The following is a 24743-nucleotide window of genomic DNA, read 5'->3' as shown; positions in this document are numbered from 1 at the left end:
CCGCCTGTCAACCAAACATACGACGCGAACCGGCCGAGGGAGCGCTCCATCCTGCGGGGATCTATGCTCGCTCCAGTGTCCAAGTTGACGACGGCAGCCAAACGTTTGCTGCTGGGCAGGCCTTTCCGTAGCGATGCGCTGGGCCATACCCTGCTGCCGAAGCGAATCGCACTCCCGGTGTTCGCCTCCGATGCTATGTCTTCGGTGGCCTACGCCCCGGAGGAAATCTTCCTTGTTCTTTCGGTCGCAGGCATTTCTGCCTACGTCTATGCGCCCTGGGTTGGTCTGGCCGTCTCATTCGTGATGGCGGTGGTGGTCGCCAGCTATCGGCAGAATGTGCATGCCTACCCCTCGGGCGGCGGTGACTACGAGGTCGCCACCACGAATCTCGGGCCCAATGCCGGGCTCACCGTCGGCAGTGCGCTGCTTGTCGACTATGTGCTCACCGTGGCGGTATCGATCTCCTCGGCGGCGTCGAATATCGGGTCCGCGATTCCGTTCGTCGCCACGCACAAGGTGTTGTTCGCGGTCGTCGCCATCGTCGTGCTGACATCGATCAATCTGCGCGGCATCCGGGAATCGGGTGTCGCCTTCGCGATTCCGACCTACGCCTTCATCTTGGGCATGTTCGCGATGCTGGGGTGGGGGCTGTTCCGCATCTTCGTACTCGGCGACGACCTGCGTGCCGAATCGGCGGGCTTCCAGCTCAATGCCGAGGAGGAGCACCTATACGGGCTCGCGTTCGCCTTCCTGATCGCGCGGTCGTTCTCCTCCGGCTGTGCCGCGCTGACCGGTGTCGAGGCGATCAGCAATGGTGTGCCCGCATTCCGGAAACCCAAGTCGCGCAACGCCGCGACCACGCTGCTGATGCTCGGCAGTATCGCGATCGCACTGCTCATGGGCATCATCGTCCTGGCCCAGAAGATCGGGATCGTATACGCGCACAACGAATCCGAGTTGATCGGCGCGCCCGCGGACTACCACCAGAAGACGCTCATCGCCCAGCTGGCCGAGACCGTGTTCCACGGCTTCCCGATCGGCTTCTTCTTCATCACCACGGTGACCGCCTTGATCCTGGTGCTCGCCGCGAATACCGCGTTCAACGGCTTCCCGGTGCTGGGTTCGATTCTGGCGCAGGACCGTTACCTGCCACGGCAGTTGCACACCCGTGGCGACCGGTTGGCGTTCAGCAACGGCATTCTGTTCCTCTCGGGTGCGGCCGTCGCATTCGTCGTGGTGTTCGGCGCCGAGGTGACCAAGCTCATCCAGCTGTACATCGTCGGGGTGTTCGTGTCGTTTGTGCTCAGCCAGACCGGCATGCTGCGGCACTGGACCCGGTTGTTGCGCACCGAAACCGATCCGTCGCAGCGGGCGCGGATGAAGCGTTCGCGGGTGATCAACGCAATCGGGCTGAGTGCCACCGGGACGGTGCTGGTCATCGTGTTGATCACCAAGTTCTTCGCCGGTGCCTGGATCGCGATCTGCACCATGGTGGCGATCTTCGTTGTGATGAAACTCATTCGGCGGCACTACGATTCGGTTTCCCGCGAACTCGATGAGCACGAATGGGACGGCGTACTGCCGAGTCGGTCGCATTCGATCGTGCTGGTGTCCAAACTGCATCTGCCGACGCGCCGGGCGCTGGCCTACGCGCGCGCCACCCGCCCCGATACTTTGGAGGCGGTGACGGTGAACGTCGACGAGGCCGACACCAGGGCGCTGGTGCGGGAGTGGGAGCGCAGCGATATCACGGTGCCGCTCAAGGTGATCGAATCGCCGTATCGCGAAATCACCAAGCCGGTACTGGATTACGTCAAGCGGGTGCGGCGCGATTCGCCGCGCGATGTGGTGACCGTATTCATTCCGGAATACGTTGTCGGACACTGGTGGGAGCAGATTCTGCACAACCAGAGCGCGTTGCGGCTCAAGGGCAGGTTGCTGTTCGAGCCGGGTGTCATGGTGACGAGTGTGCCGTGGCAGTTGACGTCGTCCGCGAAGGCAAGGCAGGCCGGTGTGGTGAATGCGCCGGGTGCGGTGCGGCGCGGGTACGAGGACCGAGGGTGACCGACTGGCGTTCGAACACTTTCCAGGTGCGGCTCGGGCCGCCCGGGCACGGCGGATTCTGCGTCGCGCGGCACGAGGGCCGGGTGGTCTTCGTACGACAAGGGCTGCCCGATGAACTGGTTCGAGTGCGGGTCACCGAGGATCGCGGGGGTTCGTTCTGCCGAGCCGATGCGATCGAGATTCTGGAGGCATCCCCGGATCGCGTTCCCGCCACTTGTCCTGTCTCCGGCCCCGGTGGCGCGGGCTGCTGCGATTTCTCCTTCGCCACCCCCGCCGCGCAGCGGGCGCTGAAGGCGGCAGTGGTCGCGGAGCAGTTGCGCCGCATCGCCGGAATCGAACGCGATATCACTGTGGAGCCGATCGCCGGACATCCGGCCGACGCCACCGGCGGCTGGCGCACCCGCGTCCGCTTGGCCGTTGACGCCGAGGGCCGAGCCGGAGTGCACGGGTACCGCAGCACCGAGGTGATCACCGATCTGCGCTGCCCCCAACCGGTTCCGGGTGCGATGGACGGCATCGCGGACCGAATGTGGACCCCCGGCGCGGATCTGGTGGTCGCGGTCGACGGCGATGGGATGCGGCACATCGTCGAGTTGGCTCCGTCTGCGGTTGCGGGACGTGCTGAGTCTGAACGGCCTTCGATGCGAGGTGGGGATCGGCGTGGCAGGCGGGAGACAGACCGGCGTTCCGGAAAGCGTCGAGCCGCCGAGCGGGGGCCCGGCAGCGAGTCGCCGCGGACCGGTGCCCGTGGACACGACGACGAAGGTCGTCGGGGCGGATCGGAATGGCGGCGTATCGATGACGGCGACGGCTCTCGGGCCCTGCCCGGCGATACGGATGGTCGGAGTCGTCGTGGTGCAGAACCGGGGCACGATGGCGAGTGGGGTCGCGGCGGCGATCGGGGCAGGCGTCGGGATCGGTCTCGTCGTGATGAGTTCGGCGGCGAAGGTTCGCGAGGCAGCGATTCGTCCGGATCGGCTGGGGGAGAGGGGGTTCGGCGGCGGGCGGCGGCGCGCCGGGCTGCGACGCATGCGGCTCGGGACGAATGGGTGATGGGCGGTAGCGGTCGGACGGTCGAGTATGTGGCCGGGCGGCGGTGGGAGCTCGCGGCGACCGGGTTCTGGCAGGCACATCATGGTGCGGCGCAATGTTATTCGGATGTGGTCGCCGGGTGGGCGGGGCTCGGTCACGGGGAGCGGGCGTGGGATCTGTACAGCGGCGTAGGGGTTTTCGCGGCCCGACTGGCCGGACAGGTCGGTCAGACCGGTTCGGTGCTCGCGGTGGAATCGACGCGGTCCGCGGTCGCCGACGGTAGTGCCGCGCTGCGCGATCTGCCCTGGCTGGATCTGCGCACCCAGCGTGTCGAGCACTGGCTGGCCGAACACGCCAGCAGCGCCGCCCCGGAGGTGGTCGTCTTGGATCCACCCCGCGCGGGCGCGGGCAAGGAGGTCGTCACCGCCGTCACCACCAGCGGCCCCTCCCGCATCATCCATATCGGTTGCGATCCGGCCTCATTCGCCCGCGACCTCGGCCTCTACCAATCGGCGGGCTACCACCTCGCTGATCTGCGCGCCTTCGACGCCTTCCCAGCCACCCACCATGTCGAATGCCTCGCCCTCCTGGAGCGTTGAGACCCGTAATACCCTGGCGCACAGCACAGTCCGGATCAAGATCAGGTGGAATTCGCACGGTAATTCGTGTGCCGCAGCGCCCAGACCACACCGGTGATGAGCAGTCCGCTGGCCAGACCGAAGCGCCGCGCGAGCTGCGGCAGCATCCAGCCGCGCCAACCGATCTCCTCGCCGAGGGCGAAGACCACGGTGCCGAGAACACTGGCCGCCAAGCTGTTCAGCACAAGTGCGGCGACGGTTTCGGCGGAAGTGAATTCGAAGGAATACAAACCGAATACGGCGCTGAGACCGAATGCGACCGCGAGGAACAGCGGCGCACCGAGCCACGTTGCCACGACCAGCCCAACCGTTCGCCGCGGCCGGGCACCCAGCGTCAGTCCGGTTTCGGAAACCAACTCACCCCAGGACCGCCCGCGATAGCGCCATACCGCCAGCACCCCGAGCATCGGAGTCAGCATCATCAACAGCGCCGTGGCATAGACCGCCGCTCGTGAAGGTCAGTCTTCGTATATCGGTGGCCGCCGGTCGCGCCGCGCACGGATGGCTTCGTCGAAATTCTCGGTGGTGAGGCGGACGTAGAGCTGGGACATGCCCTCGTGTTGCATATGGGATTCGAACCCGCCGGCCTCCATACCGCTCCACAGCATGCGTTTGGTGAGCTCGGTGCCGACGCGGCTGAAGCTGATGATCTGTTCGGCCAGGTCGTAGCAGGTATCGAGGAGTTTGGCGGTGGGCACGACGCGCGAGACGAGGCCGATCCGTTCGGCCTCGACCGCGTCGACATCCCGGCCCGACAACATGATTTCGAAGGCGCGCGAGGCGCCGATGGCGCGCGGCAGCAGATAGCTGATACCCAATTCTGCTGAGGTGAGGCCGTTATTGATGCCCGCCGCGCGAAAGTAGGCGTCCTCGCCCGCGATTCGGATATCGGTGGCGACGCTGAGACAGAAGCCACCGCCGATCGCCGCACCGTTGATCGCGCCGATGACCGGTTGGTTCATCCGCCGCAGCGTGATCATTACATCGTTGAGCAGATCCATCGAGCGCCGCGCAACGCTGGTCTTGGTCAGACCTTCGGTATTGGGAATCCGGCCCGCGCTCTGCAGATCCGCACCGGAGCAGAAGCCCTCGCCCGCGCCGGTGAGCACCACGACCCGCACATCGTTATCGGCACTGACCGTTTCGAGGGCCTCGCGCAGCGGGATCATCACGTCGAAGGCCATCGCGTTCATCCGATCCGGCCGATTGAGTGTGACCAGCGCGACCTGCGGTCGCGGTTTCTCGATGAGCACGAACGACATGCGGACTCCTGATCAGACGCGATGAGGCCCTCACTATACCCAAGCAAGCGTTAGGTCAGATGAAATCAGTCGAGCTGCCAGGTCGCGCGGATGGTCGCCGAGATTTCGGATTCGCCGAGTTCGACCGGAACCGGAGCGCCGCCGTACGACTCGTTCATCGGGGCCGACATGGCCATCAGCCGGGGGGTGGTGGGCGGAGCGGAGGTGGCGTTCTCGGTGATTTCGAGAACCGGGCCGAGGGTCCGCCGAGCACGGCCCGCATACTGCTCAGCCTTTGCGAGGGCGTTGTCCCAGGCGGCATCGCGGGCGCGGATCAGCAGGCTTTCCTGATCGGCGAAACCGAGATTGAGGCCGCCGAGGCGGACATCGTCACCACCGGCGTCGACACAGTCGGCGATGATCGTGGCGGGTCCCGGATCGGCCGTTTCGCCGATATCGCGCAGCACAACGGTGAGGTCGGTGGTCGCGACGTAACCGGTGATCTTGGAACCACCGCCTTCGAGCCAGACGGTTTCGGTGCGCACCGACAGTCCGCTGGTGGCGATATCGGTGCCGAGAACGCCATCGGAGCGCAGCGAATCGGTGACGGCGGCGACGCGCTCACCAGCCTGGCCGTAGGCGAGCGCGACCTTGCCGGCCCGGGTTTCGATGGAGATGGTGACGCGCATCAGATCCGGGGTGGCGCGGGCGCTGCCGGACCCGAAGGTGGTGACCGTGCCCGCGGTGTCGTGGGACTTCTTCTTGCTCACGGCGCTCTCCTCTTCTCTCTCTGACTTCATCGGTTTCACAGCGTGTCTGAATTCCGTTGATCCGGGGGAATCCGACGCGTCTGCCTTTGCGTTTTCCGGTGCGGGAGTCGGCGAACGCGGCCAAGGCGTGCCCGCAGTCGACGGCGGCTTCTTCGAACACCTGCTGACGTACCTGCGTGCGCCAGGCCAGCTCGGTCACTGCGACCTCGGCGACCCCGTCCGGAGCGACAGCGATCACCCGCCCGGCGGCTTCGGTTTTCTTCCACCCGTTGAATGCGTTGATCAAGCTGAATCCGGTCCACGGCACCGAATGGTCGGGGTCGGATTTCCGTTGGGTGAGCGCGGTTTTCACGATGTCGAGGCAGGTGTTGAATGCGAAGCGCGCCGCTCCGGCATGGCGGGCGAGCACGGCTTGCTGCTCGACGGTGGGGTCGATGCAGTACCGGAACGTGGTGTGGCGGCTCATCACCGGCGAGTGTGACACAGGCCACCGACTGCGACGGCGAACCCGGGTGACCGACTTGCCTCACGATTCCGTCCGAGTCCTCAGATACGCTCTAAGGTGGACCGGCGAACTCGTCCGCCCGAGCTTGTCTTCGGATGGGCTGGCGATTCGTGTGGAGGCTCACACTTCCACGCGAAGTCGGCTGGTGGCGGGGCATTGTCGTGCGGAGCCACTGGCGCGGCTCCGTAGACTGATCGGATCAGATGCGCTATCCGGAGGGAGCGAGTTCAGGTGGGAGTGCTTTCCCGGGTCGATACGCCCGCAGACCTGCGACGGCTGACCGTTGCCGAATTGGGTGAACTGGCGGAGGAGATTCGCGAGTTCCTGGTGCAGAAGGTCGCCGTCACCGGCGGGCACCTCGGCCCCAATCTCGGCGTGGTCGAGCTGACCATCGCACTACACCGGATCTTCGACTCGCCGGCCGATCCGTTGATCTTCGACACCGGGCATCAGGCCTACGTGCACAAGATCCTCACCGGTCGCAAGGATCAGTTCGACACGCTGCGCAAGCAGGGTGGATTGTCCGGCTACCCGAGCCGAGCCGAGAGCGCCCACGACTGGGTCGAGTCTTCGCACGCCTCGGCCTCACTGTCCTATGCCGACGGTCTGGCGAAGGCCTTCGCCCTGACCGGGCAGAACCGGCATGTGGTCGCGGTCGTCGGCGACGGTGCACTCACCGGGGGCATGTGCTGGGAGGCGCTGAACAATATCGCCGCGGCGCCGGACCGGCCCGTCGTCGTGGTAGTCAACGACAACGGGCGCTCCTACGCGCCGACCATCGGTGGGCTCGCCGACCGGTTGACCGCGCTGCGCACTCAGCCCGCCTATGAGCATGCGCTGGATGCGGGGAAGCGGATCCTCAAAAGCATTCCGCGCGTCGGTGAATCCGCGTACTCGATGGTGCATGCGGTGAAGGCCGGGATCAAGGATGCGGTGAGTCCGCAGGAGCTGTTCAGCGATCTCGGGCTGAAGTACGTCGGGCCGGTGGATGGCCACGACACCGTCGCATTGGAGGCGGCACTGCGTCGCGCGAAGGATTTCGGCGGGCCGGTGGTCGTGCACGTGGTGACGCAGAAGGGGCGCGGCTACTCGCACGCCGAGAACCACGTCGCCGACCAGATGCACGCCTGTGATCCGATCGATCCGCTCACCGGCCGCCCGCTCGGCGGCCCCAAGGCGCTCGGCTGGACCTCGGTGTTCTCCCAGGAGCTGATCGCGCATGCGGAGAAGCGCGACGATATCGTCGCGATCACCGCGGCCATGCCCGGACCGACCGGTCTGGCGGCATTCGGGGAGCGTTTCCCGGAGCGGATGTTCGATGTCGGCATCGCCGAACAGCATGCGATGGCCTCGGCGGCCGGACTCGCCCTCGGCGGCATGCATCCAGTGGTGGCGATCTACTCGACGTTCCTCAACCGCGCCTTCGACCAGTTGCTGATGGATGTCGCGCTGCTGAAGCAGCCGGTGACGGTGGTGCTGGATCGCGCCGGAATCACCGGTCCGGACGGTGCCTCGCACAATGGCATGTGGGATCTGTCGGTGCTCGGCATCATTCCCGGCATGCGCGTTGCGGCCCCGCGTGATGCGGCGACATTGCGTGAGGAGTTGGCCGAGGCGCTCGCGGTGAGCGACGGACCGACCGCCATCCGCTTTCCGAAGGGCAGTGTGGCCGAGGATATTTCGGCGGTCGAGCGGCTAGATGGGGTCGATGTGCTGCGGCTGGCCGAGCGTGAGGGCGGCTCTACTCGAGCCCAGCGCGGTGATGTACTGCTGGTCGCGGTCGGCCCCTTCGCGTCGACCGCTGTCGCGGTCGCGGATCTGCTGGAGCCAGAAGGTATTTCGGTCACGGCCATCGATCCGCGGTGGGTGCTGCCGGTTTCCGATACCGTCGTCAAACTCGCCGAAAACTACCGTCTCGTAGTGACTCTGGAGGACGGCGGTCTGCACGGCGGCATCGGGTCCACCGTTTCCGCGCGCTTGCGCAGTGCGGGCTTGGATGTGCCGACCCGCGATCTCGGTGTGCCGCAACACTTCCTGGACCATGCGTCTCGCAACGAGGTGCACGAAGAGCTCGGACTGACGGCTACCGATATCGCCCGCCGAATCTCGGGCTGGCTCGACGCACGCTGAGTCGGGGGTTGTCACTCCGGTGCCGACTGGCGCTGGGCGGCACCATCATTGGTGCTTTCGACCGGTGATCACAGGGATCGATTGACGGATTCCTCGGTGCCGGTCGGCTTCGGCACGCTCTGGCCGCCGTCCCATAGGCGATAGCCTGCGCGACTGCGACTATCGTGCTGTGTTACGGCGGTGGGAGGCACGGACTTTCACGCGATTGCCGCAGACATCCATCGAGCACCAGGTGCGGCCGCGGTTGCGGGAATGATCGTAGAAGGCCCAGCGGCAGCTCGGTTCTCGGCAGGTCTTGAGGCGTGACCAGGTGCCTGCTGCGACGGCGGTGGCGACGTCGGCGAGCAGGGTGGCCAGGGCGTGGTCGACGCGGTCGTTGGTGTGCGGGACCAAGCGGGGTGGGGTGCTGGTCACGTCCAGAGTGAGTGGCAGCGCCGCGGTGAGCGTGGCGAGTTCGGTGCGGGCCGCTGGGTTCAGACCGTCCGGACGGGGGCTGGTGACGGGTTCGGCATTGTTCGTGGCGAGTAGGGCGCGCAGCCCCTCCCGGACTCGGGCGGTTCGCTGTTGTCCGGCCGTATCGGCTGAGCCCTCGGGCAGCAATGCATGTGTGCGGAGCCAACTCGTCAATTGCTCGGGTGTGCCGATGGCGTCGCCATCCGCGCGGCGGGTATTGACGAATTCCACCAGACGAGCGAGCGCCGCAGGTGCGGCATCGACTGTGTCGGACATGAGATCAATAGTAACCGCCCATTGACGGTGGCTGGTTACCTAACTACCGTTTCGGTAACAGAAGTTATCCCGAGCGGAGACTCCGCTCCGGCACAGGAGGATCAGTCATGGGATCGGTCAAGAGGGAGATCATTGTCGAGGCGCCCGCCGAGGAGTTATGGGCGATCATCGGCGACTTCGCGCAGGGTCCGGTCCGAATGGCGCCCGGCTTCGTCACCGGCAGCACCCTCGACGGTCCGGACCTGCGCATCGTCACCTTCGCGAATGGCACGGTCATGCACGAACGGTTCATCGCACTCGACGAAGCCGAACGCCGGATCGTGTTCTCGATCGTCGGCGGGAGCGTCACCCCGGAGCACGACAACTCGTCCATGCAGGTTTTCCCGCACGCCGACGGCAGCCGCTTCGTCTGGATTCACGACACCCTGCCGCACGAACTCGCCGACGCATTCGGCGCGTCCATGGAGCACGGCCTGCAGGTCTTCAAGCAAACCGTCGAGACCGCCGTCGCGACCTCGTCCTGAACGCCGAGTTCGGCCTACTCGGGGGTTGGGGTCAGGGCGACGGCGAGTCGGGAAACCGCGAGTTCGCGCTGCCAGGGTCGGGCGCCGCCCGACTTGAGGAATCCGTCGATCGCGGCGGATAGGTCGTCGAGCTCGCCCACACGGTCGTAATCGGGGAGCCCGTCCCAGCACAAGCGGCGCACCAGGTCGGGGGAGAGCAGATTCTCCACCGGAATCGCGTACTCGGTGGACAGTTCGCCCATCGCCGCGCGTGCTCGAACCAGGCGGGCGGCGGCGGCCGGATCGCGGCGCTCCCAGCGGTTCACCGGGGGCGGTCCCTCGAACGGTTGGGTCAGGGGTGGTAGTTCGGTGTCGGGGAGGGTGCGGCCGCGATCCACGGCGGCGAGCCAGTCGCGGGAGTAGCGGCGTTGGCGTGGCCCGCCGAAGACCGGCAGGGTGCGCAGTTGGGCGATGGTGCGCGGTTCGGCATTCGCGGCGGCGATGATGGCGGCATCCGGGAGGATGCGGGCCGGGGCGACGTCGCGGGTGCGGGCGAGGGTATCCCTGGTGGTCCACAGTTCGCGCACGATGGCCAGCTGGCGGGTGCGGCGCAGGGTGTGGATGCCGGAGGTGCGCCGCCAGCGGTCGGCCTTCGGCGTACCGGGTTCGGTGATCCGGACATGCTCGAATTCCTGTGCGGCCCAATCGGTCTTGTGCTGGGCGTCGAGCGAGGCAGCAACCTCGTCACGCAGCTCGAGCAGCAATTCGACATCGAGCGCCGCGTAGTTCAGCCAATCGTCGGGCAGCGGTCGGGTCGACCAGTCGGCCGCACCGTGACCCTTGCGCAGCGCACGGCCGAGCAGCCGCTCCACCATGGCCGCCAGTCCGACGCGCTCGAAACCGGCCAGCCTGCCACCCAATTCGGTGTCGAACAGTCGCGCAGGCCGCAGACCGAGTTCGGCGAGTCCAGGTAGATCCTGGTCCGCCGAATGCAGCACCCACTCCAGATCGTTGATCGCGGCGGCCAGCGGTTCGAGCGCATCGGCGACCGGAATCGGATCGATCAGGAAACTGCCCGAACCCGCGCGCCGCAACTGGATCAGGTAGGCGCGCGCCGAGTACCGGAAACCGGAGGCGCGTTCGGCATCGACGGCCAGTGGACCGGTGCCCACCGCGAGCCGAGCGGCGGCGTCGGCGACCTCTGCTGCGGTAACGAGCACGGGGGGCACACCGTCGGCGGGCATGAGCAGCGGCTCAGCCGTGCTTTCTGGTGGCGTGTTGCTTTGCTCGGACTCGTCTGCTACCGACATAAACCTGAACTTTACGTGGCGATCAGGTGTGGTCGTTGCTGGTATACGACTCCGGGCGCAGATGGGTGATTCCGGCGGGCGGCAAACCGGCCGCGTAGGCCAGCACTTCGCAGAAGCCTTCCACGTGCGGGCGCATATCGGTGGTCATCGCGGTCCAGGAGGCGCGCAGCTCCAATTGGTGTGCGCGCGGTGGTCCGGCGATATCGCCGAAGCGCACCGAACTGGTGGAGGTGACGGTGCCGCCGAGCGCGGTGAACGGTTCGCCACGGGTTTCCAGCGCGTCTACCAGCCAGCTCCAGGCGACCTCGGGCAGCAGCGGGTCGGTGGCCAGTGCCGCATCGATGTCGGCCTGGATGTAGGCGACCAAGCGGAAGATACCGTGCCAGGCCTCGGCGCCCTCGGGATCGTGCAGCAGGATCAGCCTGCCGAAGGCGTCGCCCTCGGAATCGACCGGCACCACATTGGTTTCGGGGTGTTTGACTTCCGCGCCTAGTGCGTACGAAAAGGGTGCCAGGCGTTGTGGGGGTCGGATCGGTGCCAGCTCGATTCGAGGGTGCACGGTCGCGGTGCCCATCGCATCGACCGCGGCGCGAAATTGAGCTGGCTCGCCGTTGGGTCCTTCGGTCGGTGCGGCTCCGTCGCGGAAGTCGAGCGGTGTCACGGATGCGACGGTAGACCTTGCGGGCCCGGCGCAGTCGGAGGCGCGCCGCTAGAGGGCCTTGCGGGCCGCATACGATAGTCGGTGATGAGCACTCAAACCCGTCGCCGGTTGACCGATGCCCCGTTCCTGGCCGCCGCCACCGGCGCCGCACCGAGCCGTCGTCCGGTGTGGTTCATGCGGCAGGCCGGACGGTCGCTGCCCGAGTACCGGGAACTGCGCAAGGGCATCGGCATGCTGGAGTCCTGCTTCGACCCGGAGTTGGTGTGTGAGATCACCATGCAGCCGATCCGGCGCCACGGTGTCGATGCGGCGATCTTGTTCTCCGACATCGTCGTTCCGCTGAAGGCCGCCGGTATCGATCTCGATATCGTGGCCGGCGTCGGGCCGGTGATCGCCTCGCCGGTGCGGACCATCGCGGATGTGCGCGCACTGCCGCGGCTGCGGCCCGAGGAGGTGGGCGCGGTGACCGACGGGGTGAAGCTGCTGACCGACGCGCTCGGCGATACGCCGCTGATCGGATTCGCCGGTGCGCCGTTCACGCTCGCGTCGTATCTGGTCGAGGGTGGGCCGAGTAAGAACCATGAGCGCACCAAGGCGATGATGCACGCCGACCCGGCGACCTGGCACGAGCTGCTCGGCGTCCTGACCGATATCACCATCGCCTTCCTGCAGGCACAGTTGGCCGCTGGTGTGGACGCCGTGCAGTTGTTCGATTCGTGGGCCGGTGCGCTCTCGCTGGCCGACTATCGCGAATTCGTGCTGCCGCATTCGGAGCGGGTATTCGCGGAGGTCGCCGCGGCCGGGGTGCCGCGGATCCACTTCGGGGTCGGGACCGGTGAGTTGCTCGGTGCGATGGCCGAGGCGGGCGCCGATGTCGTCGGCGTCGATTGGCGGGTGCCGCTGACCGAGGCGGTGCGTCGGGTCGGACCCGGAAAAGCATTGCAAGGCAACCTGGATCCCGCTGTGCTGTTCGCCGGATCCGCTGCCGTCGAGGCCGAGGCGCGGCGCATCGCACACGAGGCCGATGAGGCGATCACCATGGGTGCGGCCGGTCATATCTTCAACCTCGGACACGGTGTGCTGCCCGATACCGACCCGGGCGTGCTGACCGCCCTGGTGCAACTCGTCCACGAACTGTGACCGACTAGTCGTGGGTGAGGATCCTCGACCTGTGTCGCCAGGGCGGAGTCCGGCCCCCGACGAGATCGCGGGTCGGGTCGCCACCAGCTCGCCGCGACTCGGTTCGACCCGCCTGGTGGCGGTGGACGGACCAGGCGGGGCCGGAAAGTCGACATTTGCAGCGTATTTGGCGGGGCTGTGCACTGCGCAGGTAGTGCACACCGACGACTTCGCGGACGGAAACAACGAACTTCCGTGGTGGACGCGGCTCGAGGAGCAGGTGCTCGAACCGATCGCCCAGGGCCGTCCTGGTCGGTATCAGCGATACGACTGGGACAAGCGGACTTTGGCCGAATGGCATGATGTCGCGCCCGGGGGAGTGCTCATCCTCGAAGGCGTCTCCTCGGCCCGCGCCGCCGTCCGCGCTCGGCTGTCGCTGGCGGTCTGGATCGACACCCCGCGCGCGGTGCGTCTGGCACGCGGTCTCGAACGCGATGGTGCCCACACCCTGCCCTTATGGGAGCAGTGGATGGCCGCCGAAGACGCCCACTTCGCAACCGACAACACGCGCGACCATGTGGACCTGATCATTCCCGGTGCGCCTTGACCACCCTCCGCAAACGAATGACCTAACGGACGCGTCGCGCAGATTGCGCCCTATCTGCGACCGTAAAGGGCTGTGCAACAGTGCAATTCCGACTAGGGCTTGCGTTGTCCGATCACCACGTCGAGCAAGGCGGCGGCTTCGATGGCGAGCGTGTCGACGGCATCGCTGTGTCCGGCGAGGTTGCGCAGCAGCGCCTGTTGGAAGAGGCCGTCGAAGATGGCGTAGGCCGTGGCGGAGGGGACCAGGAGCGGTCGACCCGACAGCTCGGCGAAGCGGTCGACGACGTTGCGGATCATCTCCTCGCGGTGGCCGTCGATTTCGAGCACGTCATCGCGAAAGGACTCCTCGAACAGACTCTGGTTGCGCAAGTCGTACCAGAGCCGGTGTAGTGGTGCGTCGGCGTCCAGCGTGGCCGCCATTGCCGCGCCGAAGTCGTGCCGGAGCTGTTCGGCCGTTGTCGCGGCGGCGACGATGTCGTCGTAACGGGTGACGCACACCTGCTCGTATTGCCGCACCGCGTGGGTGATCAGCTCGACCTTGTCGTTGAAGTAGTAGTGCAGCACGCCGTGGGTGAACTCGGATTTCTGTGCGATCTCCCGCAGGCTGGTCCGGGCATAGCCGAGTTCGGCGAGAGTGTGCAGCGCGGCGGCAGCCAGCTGTGCGCGCCGCTCGCCGAACTTGTCGACCTGTCGGCGCGCGATTCGATCCCGCCTGGTCTCGACGATTTCGGTCATTGTGGCTTCTCTCCGTCACCGCTCGTGTGAATTCGCCCAGTGTATCGCGGTATCCGGTACGGGCGACCAGCTGATTTGACGATCGTGCAAGAAAAACTTGACGACTGTCAAAGAAAAGCTTGACGGTCGTCAAGGATGCGCGCACACTGTGATCCACGTCGCATTCGATCAGTCGAACGCGAAAGCCGAATGGACAGATCTCGAGGAGGAGATGGCGGATGAGTGGGTACGACCTGACCGGGCGAACGGCCCTGGTAACCGGTGGTGCGCGAGGACTCGGCGCGGGTATGGCCGAGGCGCTGGCCCGCGCCGGAGCGGCGGTCGCGATCGGCGATGTGCGCGAGGATCTCGGTAAGGAGACCGTAGAAGCGTTGCGGGCCGGCGGCGCCACGGCCGAATTCGTGCCGCTCGATATCACCGATGACACGAACTGGGCGCAGGCGGTCACCGATACCGTCGCGACGCTCGGTGGCCTGGACATCGTGGTGAACAACGCCGGTGTCGAAATCACCAGCCTCGTAGTCGATCTCGATCCGGAAGAAGTGCGCCGGATGCTCGAGGTGAATGTGCTCGGCACCGCATTGGGCATCAAACACGCGTTACGAGCGATGCGGCCCGGCGGCGCGGCGGGGCGCGGTGGCGCCATCGTGAATATCGCCTCGGTCGCCGCGACCATCGCCTTTCCCGGTATTTCGGTGTATTCGGCGACCAAGTCCGCGGTGGATCGGCTCACCAGGGTCGCGGCGATGGAGTCCGGGAAGCTCGGCTACGGCGTGCGGGTGAATTGCGTATACCCCGGACTCGTCCCGACCGAGATGGGTGCCCAGTTGGCCGGTGATGTTGCCCGGATCGGCTTGTTCCCCAGTGCGGAAGCCGCCGTCGATGCGGTCATCGAACAGACGCCGCAGGGACGGCTCGGCGAGGTTGCCGATATGGCCGACGCAGTGGTGTTCCTCGCCTCCGATGCCGCGCGCTTCATCACCGGTGCTGGTCTGCCGGTCGATGGCGGCATGGGCATGTGAGTACTGCGACAACGAAAGGTTCGAGATCTCATGAGCACCGATAAGCCCGTCGTCGTCTACGGCGCATCCGGATACACCGGCCGTCTGGTCTGTGAATACCTTCGCGAATTCAATATTCCGTTCGTCGCCGCGGGCCGGGACAAGACCCGGTTGCAGGAGGCGATCGACAAGATTCCCGGTATCGACACCGTGGAACACGAGGTCGTGGAGGTTGCGCACGAGGTCGCAACGCTGACCGAGCTGTTTCGTGGCGCCGGGGTTGTCTGCAACACTGTCGGCCCGTTCGCACAATACGGCCACGAGGTGGTACAGGCCTGCGTGGCAGCGGGGACCCACTACCTCGACACCACCGGCGAACAGGATTGGCTGATCGACTGCGATGAGCAGTACGGCGCCGAGATGGCCGCGCGCGGACTGCTGCTCGCGCCGGGCGTGGCGCAGATGTACACCACCGGCGAGATCGCGGCGAATATCTGCCTGGAAACCCCCGGTCTGGACACACTCGATATCCAGGTCTTCTGGAAGGGCTTCCCGACGGTCGCGTCCACTAAGACGATCCTGGTCAACGCCGCGCTGTCCAAGGCCTACTACCTCGAACAGAACCAGTATGTGGAGTGGCCTGCGGACGGCGGACTCTACGACGTGGTGGTGCCCGGCCAACACGAGATCGGGCTCGCACTGCCCTGGGGTGGTACCTCACATCCGGTGTGGTTCAAGCGCGATCCGCGGGTCGCGAATGTGAAGGTGCTCGGCGGCGTTTTCAACCGGCCGTTGATGCAGGGCGTGCCGCAGATCGTGCAGGCGGTTGTCGAGCAGGTCAAAGACCTTCCGGTGCAGGAGAAATACCGCGTCCTGGCCGAACAGGCCGCACTGGTGCGCGACGAGATGCCGCCACGGGAGAATCCGCGCATCAACACCTCGCTCGATTCCGTGCACGCGTCCGGACCGCTGGCGCGTGCCCACTGTGTGATCTACGGGAACTGCAACTACAAGCAGACCGGCCTGCTGCAGGCGTTTGCCGCGAATGCGTTGCTACAGACGCCGCCGAAACGAACCGGGTTCGCCTCGGCGTGCCAGGCCTTCGGTCATCGGGAACTGCTCGGAGTACTGCGCGGTTTCGGGTTGGTCAGTGAACCGGTCCTGAACGTGCACCGTTGATCACGGCCTCGGGCCACGGGTGGACCGCGCTGCCCGTGGCCCGAATCGGCCACTTCCACAACAGCTTCCATAGAGGATTGCCGTGCGTTTGACCGACTATCTCGACAAGGGCGCTTCACTCGGCGCCGCCGCGCCCTGCCTGACCATGAACGGGCGCACGCTGACCTATGCGCAGGTGCAACAGTTGTCGTGGCGCATCGCCGGGGCACTGGCGCGATCCGGCATCCGGCCCGGCGAGCGGGTCGCGATCCTGTCGGCGAACGACACACTGGCCTTCGCCTGCGTTTTCGGCATCGCCCGCGCCGGGGCGGTGTGGTGTCCGATCAATCCACGCAACGAGGCTGCGGAGAATCGGGAACTGCTCGACCTTTTCGACTGCACCTGCCTGATATTCCAATCCGCTTTCGCACCACTCGTTTCGGCCATCGCACCGCAACTACCCGGGCTGCGGACTCTGGTCTGTTTGGACGGAAACGCCGCCGAAGCAACATGTTTCGAAGACTGGGTGCGCGAATGTCCGGCCGATCCAACGCAGGTCGAGCCGATCGACGAACTCGCCATGCTGGTCGGCACCGGTGGCACGACCGGACGGCCGAAGGGGGTCCGGCTCACCGGCCACAATATCGAGGCGATGACCGCACTGACCCTGATGAGTTATCCATTCGAACTTCGGCCCCGCTACCTGGCGCTGGCACCCCTGACTCACGCGGCGGGCGTGCTGTGTTTTCCGATCCTGACCCTCGGCGGTGAGATCGTGGTGATGCCCGCCCCGGATCTCGGTGAATTTCTCACGTTGATCGAGAGGCACCGGATCACCCACACCTTCCTGCCGCCGACACTGATCTACATGCTGCTGGATCATCCGGCGCTGCCGGAAGCGAATCTCGGTTCGCTGCAGTGCCTTTGGTACGGCGCTGCTCCGATGTCGACGGCCCGGCTGGCCGCGGCGCTGGACCGGATCGGCCCGGTCATGGGTCAGCTGTTCGGACAGTCCGAAGCGCCCATGATGGTTGCTACGCTGGCGCCGAAAGATCATTTCCGTCCCGACGGCTCGATCGCCACCGAACGACTGTCATCGGCCGGACGGCCGACCCCGCTCACCCAGGTGGCAATCATGGATGCCGAGGGCCGGCTGCTTCCCTCGGGTGAGCGCGGCGAAATCGTGGTCAGGGGTCCGCTGGTGATGGCCGGATACCACAAGAATCCGGATGCGACCGCCGAGGTATCGCGGTACGGCTGGCATCACACCGGGGACATCGGTTACCTCGATGCCGACAACTACCTCTACGTCGTCGACCGAGCCAAGGACATGATCATCACGGGCGGATTCAACGTGTACTCCGCCGAGGTCGAACAGGCGCTGCTGACCCATCCGGCGGTCCAGGACTGCGCGGTTATCGGGCTGCCCGACGATAAATGGGGCGAGCGGGTCACCGCTGTCGTCCAATTGCATCCTGGTCACACCGCGACCGACGACGAACTGCGCGAGCACACCAAGGCGCGCCTCGGCGGGGTGAAAACTCCCAAACAGGTGGAGATCTGGCCTGATCTGCCGCGCTCGAAAATCGGCAAAGTGCTCAAGCCGGAGATCCGGGCGCAGTTGCGCGGCGACCGTTGAAACACCCGCCCGGTGCTCGGACTCGGGGCGCCGACCGTGTGCTCGGTCACGAAGGTGAGGGGTGTGGTCGGTGCGGATCCGGTGGCGGGCTACGGTCGCGACATGAGAATCGCGGTGGTCGGTGGCGGGATCAGCGGGCTTGTCGCGGCGTACCGGTTACGGGGGCTGCTGGGGGCGCATGCGGAGATCGTGGTCATCGATCGGGGCGCGCGGCTTGGCGGGATTCTGTATACCGGCGAATTGGCCGGGGAGCCTTTGGATCTCGGGGCGGAGGCGTTCGTCGGGCGGCGGCCGGAGGTGCCCGCGCTGCTGCGCGAGCTCGGGCTGGAGTCGCAGTTGGTGGTGCCCGCCGGGTTGCGGCCGTTGGTCTGGGCGCAGGGCAGCGCGCATCCGCTGCCGGAACGCACGTTGATGGGCATTCCGTCGGATGCCGAGTCGATGCGCGGGTTGGTCGATGCCGAGACGCTCGAGCGGATCGATGCGGAGGCGCGGCGGCCGCTGGCCTGGTACCCGGACGCTGATATCGACGTATACAGTCTGGTCGCCGACCGTTTCGGTGTGCAGGTCGCCGAGCGCAGCGTCGATCCGCTGCTCGGTGGCGTCTATGCGGGCAGTTCGCGCTCGATCGGGGTGCGTGCCACACTGCCGACCCTGGCCGCCGCACTCGACAACGGCGCGTCGAGCCTCACCCAGGCGGTCACCGCCGCGATGCCGCCGCCCTCGAACGCGCCGGTTTTCGGCGGGCTTCGCGACGGTTACCAGGTGCTCCTCGACGCATTGGCCCTCGAGTCCGCGGCGGAATTCATCACCGCGACCTCGGCCACCCACCTGACCCGCGCGACCCACGGCTGGGTACTCGAACCGATCGGCGCGGTGGACGCGGTGGTGCTCGCCACCCCGGCCCCCGTGACCGCGAATCTGCTGCGCTCCTTCGCGCCCGCCGCCGCGTCGGCCGCCGCCGGCATCGAACTGTCCTCGTCTGTCGTTGTGGCCCTTGCTCTTCCACGCGACACCGCGCTGCCGCAGAACTCCGGCATCCTGGTTGCCACCGGAGAACCCTTGCGTGCCAAGGCGTTCACCCTGTCGAGCCGCAAGTGGACCCATCTCGCCGAACGTGAAACCGCCGCCGTCCGAGCCTCGTTCGGCAAATTCGGCGACGACTCCAGCCAGAGTTGGTCCGACGCCGAACTCGTCACCGCCGCCACCGAAGACCTCGCCACCGTCACCGGTGCCACCATCGAACCGATCTCGGCCGTGGTTCAACGCTGGCCCGGCGGTCTCGCCCAATACGCCCCCGGTCACCTCGACCGCATAACCGAAATCGAATCCACCACAGCCGATTTCGAGGGCCTCGCGATAGCAGGCGCCTACCTCCACGGCGTCGGCGTCCCCGCCTGCGTAGCCTCCGGCACCGCCGCCGCCCACCGCATAGCCACCGCCCTGACCCGTACTACCTCCTGACCCCGCAGCGCCACGCACTGCGACTTCCGGGTGAGTGCTCTGGCCTGAGCCGCAGCGACCTGATCGGCACCGCGCCACACGCTGCGTGCTCGCCAGTCAGATCGAACGACATGTATTCGATGGGCGCGACGACGCGCGTAATCGCGGAGATACGGCGCACGCATCCGCGTCGGGAACGGCCCGCACGGATGCATCGATTCGCCGCAGTGGCACGATAGGAATCATGGCGCGACTCGACTATCAAGCACTCAATTCCACCATCCGCTACCTGATGTTCTCGGTATTCCAGGTGCAGCCGGGGGTGCTGGGGGACGACCGTGAGGCAGCCATCAAGGAGGCGCGAGCGTTCTTCGAAGGGCTCGCCGAGCGTGATGTCGTGGTTCGCGGCATCTATGACGTCGCGGGGATGCGCGCCGATGCCGATTTCATGATCTGGTCGCACGCCGAGCGGGTCGAGGATCTGCAGTCGGCGTACGCGGATTTCCGGCGCACCACCGAACTGGGCCGGGTCAGCGCCCCGGTCTGGAGCAATGTGGCGCTGCATCGGCCCGCCGAATTCAACAAGAGCCACATTCCGGCATTCCTGGCCGGTGAGGATCCGGGCAACTACATCTGCGTCTACCCGTTCGTGCGCTCCTACGAGTGGTATTTGCTGCCCGACGACGAGCGCCGCAAGATGCTCGCCGACCACGGCAAGGCCGCACGCGGCTACCCGGATGTGCGCGCCAACACCGTCAGCTCCTTCGCTCTCGGCGACTACGAGTGGATCCTCGCCTTCGAGGCCCCGGAACTGCACCGCATCGTCGACCTCATGCGTGACCTGCGCGCCACCGAGGCCCGCCTGCATGTGCGCGAGGAGGTCCCCTTCTTCACCGGCCCCCGCGTCGAAATCGAAAAACTCATCGCCGCGCTGCCCTGAGCTACTGACCGATTGCGCATGCCCCAGTTTTTCGGGGCATGCGCAACAAGCCGGTCGGTCTGTATCTTTCGCTCAGCGCCGCAGTCGTTCTACTCAGCTGCACTGCCCGAGGGGTGCAGTTGCAGGGCGATGGAGTTGATGCAATAGCGCTTATCGGTGGGCGTGTTGTATCCCTCGCCCTCGAAAACGTGGCCGAGGTGGCTGTGGCAGTTCGCGCACAGCACTTCGACCCGGTGCATGCCCAGTGTGTCGTCGGAGCGCAGAATGACCGCCTCCGACTTCGCCGGGTCGAAGAACGACGGCCAGCCGCAATGCGAATCGAATTTCTCGGTGCTGCGGAACAATTCGGCCCCACACGCCCGGCACACATAGACGCCCTCGGTCTTGGTGTCGGTGTACTCGCCGATGAACGGACGTTCGGTCGCGGCTTGTCGCAGCACCGCGTATTCCTCCGGATTCAGCTTGGCCTTCCACTCCTGTGGGGTCAGCTGGATCCGGGGCGCGGGTAGGGACGTGTCGGCGTCAGAACTCATTGCTCCACGCTAATAGGTTTTCGACGCCTGCGCCGACCGCCCGGTCGCTACTTGAGTGCACCTGCACGCGGTTCATCGAGCAATTCGCTGCCGTTCGTCGCCTCGCCGGGAGTGCTTTCGTATACCGTCTCCGGCTCGACCACCAGCGGCGCGTCCTCGGCGGCATCCCGCGAATCCGGCGCCGAGCGCATCCACTCCGGATCGATTCCGAACTGCAGCCGACCTTCCCGCCGCGCTGCCAGATACCGATCGCCGAGCACACACGTGATGACGATCAGCAGCAGACCCCAGCCGAAGGTGATGCGCAGATACTCCAGATTGCGCCCGAAGCCCTGCCAGCGGTCCGAGAGCCACTTGTCGTAGGACATGAATCCGAAGACCGCCAGCCACGCCGGCCAGTTCCGCAGCACCGAATTGCGCAGCACGACCGACATCAGCAGCGGGAACAGCATCATCGAGTAGTACATCTGCCCCAGTGAGGACAGCAGGAACGACGCGGTCATCAGCACACCGGACGAAGTCGTCACGAAGAACAGTTCGTCCTCGCGGCAGTAGCGGTACAGCAGCCACAGCGAGATGGCCACCACCACGCCCATCACGATGCGAATGCCCCAGGTCAGCCACAGCGGCAGACCGTAATATGCGGCATTGCCGACGATCGCGCTGTTGAAGTAGTCCCGGGACTCGAAGATGTAGCGCGCCGTACGGGTGAAGAACTTGTCCGCGTCCTTCGACAGCGGCCAGGCAACAGCGGTAAGCGCGACCGGGACACCGATAGCGGTGTAGAACACCTTCCACTGCCCGCGCGCCGCCGCGATCAGCAGCAGCGGTGCGAGCGTCGGTTTCACCGCGATACTCAAACCCAATATCGCACCGGCCCACAGATCCCGCCGCGCGAGCAGCAACATGATGAAGGCCACCTCGGCCAGCAGCACGCATCCGTTCACATTGGTGAAAACCAGTGTGTTGATGACGGTTTCGGAGCTGAACATGGCCAGCAGCAGGGCCGGCGCCGCCACCGACGACACCGTGAACTTGAACAGCTTGAGCAGCAGGTACCAGGCCAGGATGATGGCGGCGGCATTCAGCAGGATGAAGCACCAGCGCGACTTCTCCGGATCGATCAGCGCCAGAGGCGCGATCAGCAGCGTGCCGCTCGGGGGATACAAGTAGTGCGGATCCACCAGATTGTAATTCGCGGTGTACACCGGTCGGTGGTTGAGGAATGCCAGCGACGCGTTGTAGACCGGTTTGAAGTCATCGGTGATGAACCCGTTGACTGCCTTGATGAAGACCCGGTTGAGCACAGTCATGACCGCAAGGGGCCAGAGTGCGAACTTGATCACCTCGGCGGTGGTGCGAGCAGTGCGAGGCTCGAGCTGTCGAAGTAACACTGGGGCACGGTACACCGGATCCGCATGCGTCGGTTGCCGGGACCTACCTGGCGCGCCGAGGTTAGGGGGAATGACTGCGCCTCGCTGGCGCTCGGCTCCGTCATCCCCCCTAAAGGGGCTGTGCCTTTTGATGCGCTCGCTGCGCTCGCCCATGTGACTGCGCCTCGCTGGCGCTCGGCTCCGTCATCCCCCTAAAGGGGCCGTGCCTCTTGATGCGCTCGCTCATGCGGGGCAAGCGGTGCCATCAGCAGGCAGTTTCGCGTCCTTCAGATAGTCGGTGAGAGCCCGCTGCGCACAACTGGAATGAGCGAAAACCGGATGTCCCCAACCCTGCCAGGCGATCGCGGACTTGCGCGCGCCCGCGGCGCCGAGCGCACCGGTCACCGAGGCTTGACCGCCATCGCCGACCAACGGATCCGCGACCCCACCGAGCACGAGAACCGGCAGGTCCAGCTTCTCCGGCAGCGGCGGCGCGGCGCTGACCGGCCACGCGACGCATTCCATCATCCCGATGGCGGCTGACCTGCCGAAAACCGGATATTTGGTACCCCAGGTGTCCGCGAGCTCCTTGGCCTTGGTGGGGCTCGGCGGCAGCTGGTTATCGGTGCAACGGTTGACGAACTGACCGTCGGCTGCGGTGGCGGCGGTTTCGCGCTGGATCAGCGTCCCGAGCGGGCCGCGATCGCCGCGCCCGGCGGCCGAGAGCGCGTCGGCGAGTTCGGCGATATGTGCGGATTGGTCGCGCGGACCGGCCAGGAAGCCCGACAACCCGGTCAGCAGCGCATTCGCGGAGATATCACCGAGCCCGCCGCTGCTCGCTTTCCGCACCAGATCGATGATCGCCGCACGTGGGTCGGTACCGAGTGAGCAGCCGACTCCCGTACAACGCTGGGCGAATGCCGTCACCGCCGCCTCCGCGCCCTGGACGCGCTGTTCGGTGCGGGTGACAGCATCGGTGCCGACGGCCTCCGGTGAGTCCAGCACCAGGCGCGCCAGGTGGTCGCCGAATTTGCGCGCGTAGCTGAGCGCGACCTTCGCACCGTTGCCCGAACCGAGCAGGTCGATCCGATCGACCTGCCACTGCCTGCGCAACTGCTCGATGTCATCGGCGGCGTGCGGTGCGTCGAAGGTGCCCTCATAGGGCTGCAGGAAGTCGCGGCAGGCGATGGTGGCGTCCTGGCTGAATCCGGTCACCGCTTCGACGGGATCGCTTGCGCCCGGCCCGAATTGCCCGTTATCGGCCAGGCCGCGGCGGGACTCGGCGGTCATGCAGTCGATCGGTTGCGAGGTGCCGAGGCCGCGCCGGTCCACGGCGACAATCGGGCGGCCGGCCAGCAGCCCGTTGCCCGCGCCGACGGCGAGCCCGGCAAGTGTCGCGGTGGAGGAGCGGTCCGCGCCGGAGGTGATGACCAGCGGCGCGACATCGGTCGGGGTCTGCGGCAGCCGTGCCCGCATGGCGCCGGTGCGGAAGTTGCCGAGCACACCGCCGGTCGAATCGATCGGGGTGGTGTATTCGGCGCAGTCCAGGACCAGGCCGGACGGCGCGGGGCCGAGGCCGAGTAGGTCTAGCGTGGGTGTGGTGCAATCGCGCCAGGTCAGATCGGTTTTGGGGACACCGGCATCCGGCGGCGGCGCGATGACCGTGGTCGGGTGCGGACCCGCTCCGCCCTGCGGCGCGCGCTCGACGGCGACGCCAGGGCGATCGGAAGGTCCCGCACCGCATCCGGCGATCATGATCGAGAGTGTCGATGCCAGCACGACGGCCCGAGTCCAGCGCATGCGCTACAGCCTGCCAGGTTCATGCGGTTTGTTCATGAACGGGTCCAGCGGGTCAGCATGGTGCCGTCATCGTCGAGCAGGATATGCCTGCGCACCATCGGTACCCGGAACTCGTGTGCCGACAGCGAGATTCGGCGCGCGGTACCGCCCACCAGGATCGGCGCGGTGGTGATGCACAGTTCGTCGACGGCATCCGCCTCCAGCAGCTCACCGAACAGATGCGGACCGCCCTCGCACAGCACGCGCTGCAGCCCGAGGTCGGTGAGTGTGTTGAGCAGGCCCTGCGGGGTGATAGCGACACCGCCCGCCTCGATGACGTGCGCGCCTGCATCGGCGAGTTGCTGTTTGCGATCCTCCGGTGCGGTGCTGGTCGTAATGATCAGCGTCGGAACTTTGGTATCGGTGAACAGCCGCGCGCCCGGCTCCAGCGAAGCGCTCGCCGTGACCACGGCGATCGGTGGCGGTGCACCGTCGCGATGCCCGCCGATGCCGCGGTCGTAAAGGGCGTGCCGGAAGACCGGGTCCGTCCCGGCGCCGCCGTAGTTCTCCGCCCGCGCGGTACCCGCACCGATCACGATCACATCGGCCAATTGGCGCAACAGCATGAAGACGGTTTTGTCAGCGGGGGTCCCGAGGCCTTCGGAGACATTGTCGCTGGTGGCCGAGCCGTCGATGCTGGAGACGAAATTGGCGCGGACCCAAGGGGCCTCGAGTTCGGTGGGGTAGGCGTACAGGTCGGCGAGCTCGTCCCGGCTCAGTCCTGTGAGCTGGATCGCATTGTGGATACGCTGCATGAAGAAAGATCACACCACGTCA

General features: G+C 66.2%; 22 protein-coding genes and 1 pseudogene. 11 read left to right on the top strand and 12 right to left on the bottom strand.

The genetic code is table 11. The annotated features are described in order from the left end of the window. Positions 1-75: 75 nt before the first annotated feature. Positions 76-2064: an APC family permease gene (locus OIE68_RS15885; protein ID WP_327100129.1), complete on the top strand. Its 1989-nt coding sequence runs from the start codon at positions 76-78 to the stop codon at positions 2062-2064. Continuing rightward, complete coding sequence (locus OIE68_RS15880; protein WP_327100128.1) at positions 2061-3695, top strand: class I SAM-dependent RNA methyltransferase; 1635 nt, start codon at positions 2061-2063, stop codon at positions 3693-3695. The genes OIE68_RS15885 and OIE68_RS15880 overlap by 4 nt, the downstream gene beginning before the upstream one ends. Before the next feature lie 41 nt (positions 3696-3736). On the opposite strand, the gene OIE68_RS15875 is transcribed toward OIE68_RS15880, so the two are convergent. The 4 genes and pseudogenes from OIE68_RS15875 to OIE68_RS47070 all read right to left on the bottom strand — a co-directional run. Next, a complete protein-coding gene (locus OIE68_RS15875) occupies positions 3737-4156 on the bottom strand; it encodes a CPBP family intramembrane glutamic endopeptidase (protein WP_327100127.1) in 420 nt (139 codons plus the stop codon). A gap of 36 nt (positions 4157-4192) precedes the next feature. Then, positions 4193-4996 (bottom strand): enoyl-CoA hydratase, encoded by an 804-nt coding sequence (locus OIE68_RS15870; protein WP_327100126.1) that lies wholly within the window; start codon positions 4994-4996, stop codon positions 4193-4195. Positions 4997-5061: 65 nt separating this feature from the next. Further along, a complete protein-coding gene (locus OIE68_RS15865) occupies positions 5062-5745 on the bottom strand; it encodes an SIMPL domain-containing protein (protein WP_327100125.1) in 684 nt (227 codons plus the stop codon). 385 nt (positions 5746-6130) lie between these two features. Beyond that, a pseudogene (locus tag OIE68_RS47070) lies at positions 6131-6211 on the bottom strand (helix-turn-helix domain-containing protein); the annotation flags it as partial. 270 nt (positions 6212-6481) lie between these two features. On the opposite strand from OIE68_RS47070, the gene dxs reads away from it, so the two are divergent. Further along, a complete protein-coding gene (gene dxs, locus OIE68_RS15855; protein WP_327100123.1) occupies positions 6482-8380 on the top strand; it encodes a 1-deoxy-D-xylulose-5-phosphate synthase in 1899 nt (632 codons plus the stop codon). 159 nt (positions 8381-8539) lie between these two features. Here dxs and OIE68_RS15850 read toward each other — a convergent pair whose 3' ends face one another. Then, a complete protein-coding gene (locus OIE68_RS15850) occupies positions 8540-9109 on the bottom strand; it encodes a CGNR zinc finger domain-containing protein (RefSeq protein WP_327100122.1) in 570 nt (189 codons plus the stop codon). A gap of 107 nt (positions 9110-9216) precedes the next feature. Here OIE68_RS15850 and OIE68_RS15845 point away from each other — a divergent pair, with 107 nt between their 5' ends. After that, the gene (locus OIE68_RS15845) at positions 9217-9633 is read left to right on the top strand and encodes an SRPBCC family protein (protein ID WP_327100121.1); all 417 of its coding nucleotides are present in this window, start codon (positions 9217-9219) and stop codon (positions 9631-9633) included. 14 nt (positions 9634-9647) lie between these two features. Here OIE68_RS15845 and OIE68_RS15840 read toward each other — a convergent pair whose 3' ends face one another. Further along, positions 9648-10922 carry an HRDC domain-containing protein gene (locus tag OIE68_RS15840; RefSeq protein ID WP_327100120.1) on the bottom strand — a complete coding sequence of 425 codons (1275 nt, stop codon included), beginning with the start codon at positions 10920-10922 and terminating at the stop codon, positions 9648-9650. Between the two features lie 22 nt (positions 10923-10944). Then, the gene (locus tag OIE68_RS15835) at positions 10945-11496 is read right to left on the bottom strand and encodes a DUF3000 domain-containing protein (protein ID WP_327101686.1); all 552 of its coding nucleotides are present in this window, start codon (positions 11494-11496) and stop codon (positions 10945-10947) included. Positions 11497-11667: 171 nt separating this feature from the next. On the opposite strand from OIE68_RS15835, the gene hemE reads away from it, so the two are divergent. Further along, positions 11668-12723, top strand: coding sequence for a uroporphyrinogen decarboxylase (hemE, locus tag OIE68_RS15830; RefSeq protein ID WP_327100119.1), 1056 nt, complete (start codon positions 11668-11670; stop codon positions 12721-12723). Between the two features lie 31 nt (positions 12724-12754). Beyond that, a complete protein-coding gene (locus tag OIE68_RS15825) occupies positions 12755-13309 on the top strand; it encodes an aminodeoxychorismate synthase (protein WP_327100118.1) in 555 nt (184 codons plus the stop codon). A gap of 92 nt (positions 13310-13401) precedes the next feature. Here OIE68_RS15825 and OIE68_RS15820 read toward each other — a convergent pair whose 3' ends face one another. Next, on the bottom strand, positions 13402-14043 hold the full coding sequence (locus tag OIE68_RS15820) for a TetR/AcrR family transcriptional regulator (RefSeq protein WP_327100117.1): 642 nt from the start codon (positions 14041-14043) through the stop codon (positions 13402-13404). A 218-nt stretch (positions 14044-14261) separates the two neighbouring features. Between OIE68_RS15820 and OIE68_RS15815 the strand changes: the two genes are divergently transcribed. From OIE68_RS15815 to hemQ, 5 genes are all read left to right on the top strand, one after another. Next, the gene (locus OIE68_RS15815; protein ID WP_327100116.1) at positions 14262-15065 is read left to right on the top strand and encodes an SDR family NAD(P)-dependent oxidoreductase; all 804 of its coding nucleotides are present in this window, start codon (positions 14262-14264) and stop codon (positions 15063-15065) included. A gap of 30 nt (positions 15066-15095) precedes the next feature. Next, positions 15096-16223 carry a DUF5938 domain-containing protein gene (locus tag OIE68_RS15810; protein ID WP_327100115.1) on the top strand — a complete coding sequence of 376 codons (1128 nt, stop codon included), beginning with the start codon at positions 15096-15098 and terminating at the stop codon, positions 16221-16223. An 82-nt stretch (positions 16224-16305) separates the two neighbouring features. Beyond that, positions 16306-17841 carry a long-chain fatty acid--CoA ligase gene (locus tag OIE68_RS15805; RefSeq protein WP_327100114.1) on the top strand — a complete coding sequence of 512 codons (1536 nt, stop codon included), beginning with the start codon at positions 16306-16308 and terminating at the stop codon, positions 17839-17841. A gap of 102 nt (positions 17842-17943) precedes the next feature. Beyond that, positions 17944-19302: a protoporphyrinogen oxidase gene (locus OIE68_RS15800; RefSeq protein WP_327100113.1), complete on the top strand. Its 1359-nt coding sequence runs from the start codon at positions 17944-17946 to the stop codon at positions 19300-19302. 223 nt (positions 19303-19525) lie between these two features. Further along, complete coding sequence (gene hemQ, locus OIE68_RS15795) at positions 19526-20221, top strand: hydrogen peroxide-dependent heme synthase (protein ID WP_327100112.1); 696 nt, start codon at positions 19526-19528, stop codon at positions 20219-20221. A gap of 89 nt (positions 20222-20310) precedes the next feature. Here hemQ and msrB read toward each other — a convergent pair whose 3' ends face one another. From msrB to OIE68_RS15775, 4 genes are all read right to left on the bottom strand, one after another. Beyond that, entirely contained in the window at positions 20311-20754 is a 444-nt protein-coding gene (gene msrB / locus OIE68_RS15790) for a peptide-methionine (R)-S-oxide reductase MsrB (RefSeq protein ID WP_040692485.1), read from the bottom strand. Positions 20755-20801: 47 nt separating this feature from the next. Next, positions 20802-22148: a glycosyltransferase family 87 protein gene (locus OIE68_RS15785; protein WP_327100111.1), complete on the bottom strand. Its 1347-nt coding sequence runs from the start codon at positions 22146-22148 to the stop codon at positions 20802-20804. 222 nt (positions 22149-22370) lie between these two features. Continuing rightward, positions 22371-23927, bottom strand: a complete 1557-nt coding sequence (locus OIE68_RS15780; RefSeq protein WP_327100110.1) for an alpha/beta hydrolase — start codon at positions 23925-23927, stop codon at positions 22371-22373. 32 nt (positions 23928-23959) lie between these two features. After that, the gene (locus OIE68_RS15775; protein WP_327100109.1) at positions 23960-24721 is read right to left on the bottom strand and encodes a pyrimidine reductase family protein; all 762 of its coding nucleotides are present in this window, start codon (positions 24719-24721) and stop codon (positions 23960-23962) included. Positions 24722-24743: the final 22 nt, after the last annotated feature.

This window comes from Nocardia vinacea (genome assembly GCF_035920345.1).
GTDB classification, from domain to species: Bacteria; Actinomycetota; Actinomycetes; order Mycobacteriales; family Mycobacteriaceae; genus Nocardia; species Nocardia vinacea_A.
This window is presented reverse-complemented; position numbering and strand designations above follow the sequence as displayed.

Bases quoted from the DNA above. Each gene is read 5' to 3' on its own strand.
- OIE68_RS15815 (WP_327100116.1), top strand. From the start codon at position 14,262: ATGAGTGGGTACGACCTGACCGGGCGAACGGCCCTGGTAACCGGTGGT.
- OIE68_RS15810 (WP_327100115.1), top strand. From the start codon at position 15,096: ATGAGCACCGATAAGCCCGTCGTCGTCTACGGCGCATCCGGATACACC.
- hemE (WP_327100119.1), top strand. From the start codon at position 11,668: ATGAGCACTCAAACCCGTCGCCGGTTGACCGATGCCCCGTTCCTGGCC.
- OIE68_RS15850 (WP_327100122.1), bottom strand. From the start codon at position 9,109: ATGTCCGACACAGTCGATGCCGCACCTGCGGCGCTCGCTCGTCTGGTG.
- OIE68_RS15845 (WP_327100121.1), top strand. From the start codon at position 9,217: ATGGGATCGGTCAAGAGGGAGATCATTGTCGAGGCGCCCGCCGAGGAG.
- OIE68_RS15870 (WP_327100126.1), bottom strand. From the start codon at position 4,996: ATGTCGTTCGTGCTCATCGAGAAACCGCGACCGCAGGTCGCGCTGGTC.
- OIE68_RS15775 (WP_327100109.1), bottom strand. From the start codon at position 24,721: ATGCAGCGTATCCACAATGCGATCCAGCTCACAGGACTGAGCCGGGAC.
- OIE68_RS15875 (WP_327100127.1), bottom strand. From the start codon at position 4,156: ATGATGCTGACTCCGATGCTCGGGGTGCTGGCGGTATGGCGCTATCGC.
- OIE68_RS15820 (WP_327100117.1), bottom strand. From the start codon at position 14,043: ATGACCGAAATCGTCGAGACCAGGCGGGATCGAATCGCGCGCCGACAG.
- hemQ (WP_327100112.1), top strand. From the start codon at position 19,526: ATGGCGCGACTCGACTATCAAGCACTCAATTCCACCATCCGCTACCTG.
- OIE68_RS15800 (WP_327100113.1), top strand. From the start codon at position 17,944: ATGAGAATCGCGGTGGTCGGTGGCGGGATCAGCGGGCTTGTCGCGGCG.
- OIE68_RS15840 (WP_327100120.1), bottom strand. From the start codon at position 10,922: ATGTCGGTAGCAGACGAGTCCGAGCAAAGCAACACGCCACCAGAAAGC.
- OIE68_RS15780 (WP_327100110.1), bottom strand. From the start codon at position 23,927: ATGCGCTGGACTCGGGCCGTCGTGCTGGCATCGACACTCTCGATCATG.
- OIE68_RS15835 (WP_327101686.1), bottom strand. From the start codon at position 11,496: ATGGGCACCGCGACCGTGCACCCTCGAATCGAGCTGGCACCGATCCGA.
- msrB (WP_040692485.1), bottom strand. From the start codon at position 20,754: ATGAGTTCTGACGCCGACACGTCCCTACCCGCGCCCCGGATCCAGCTG.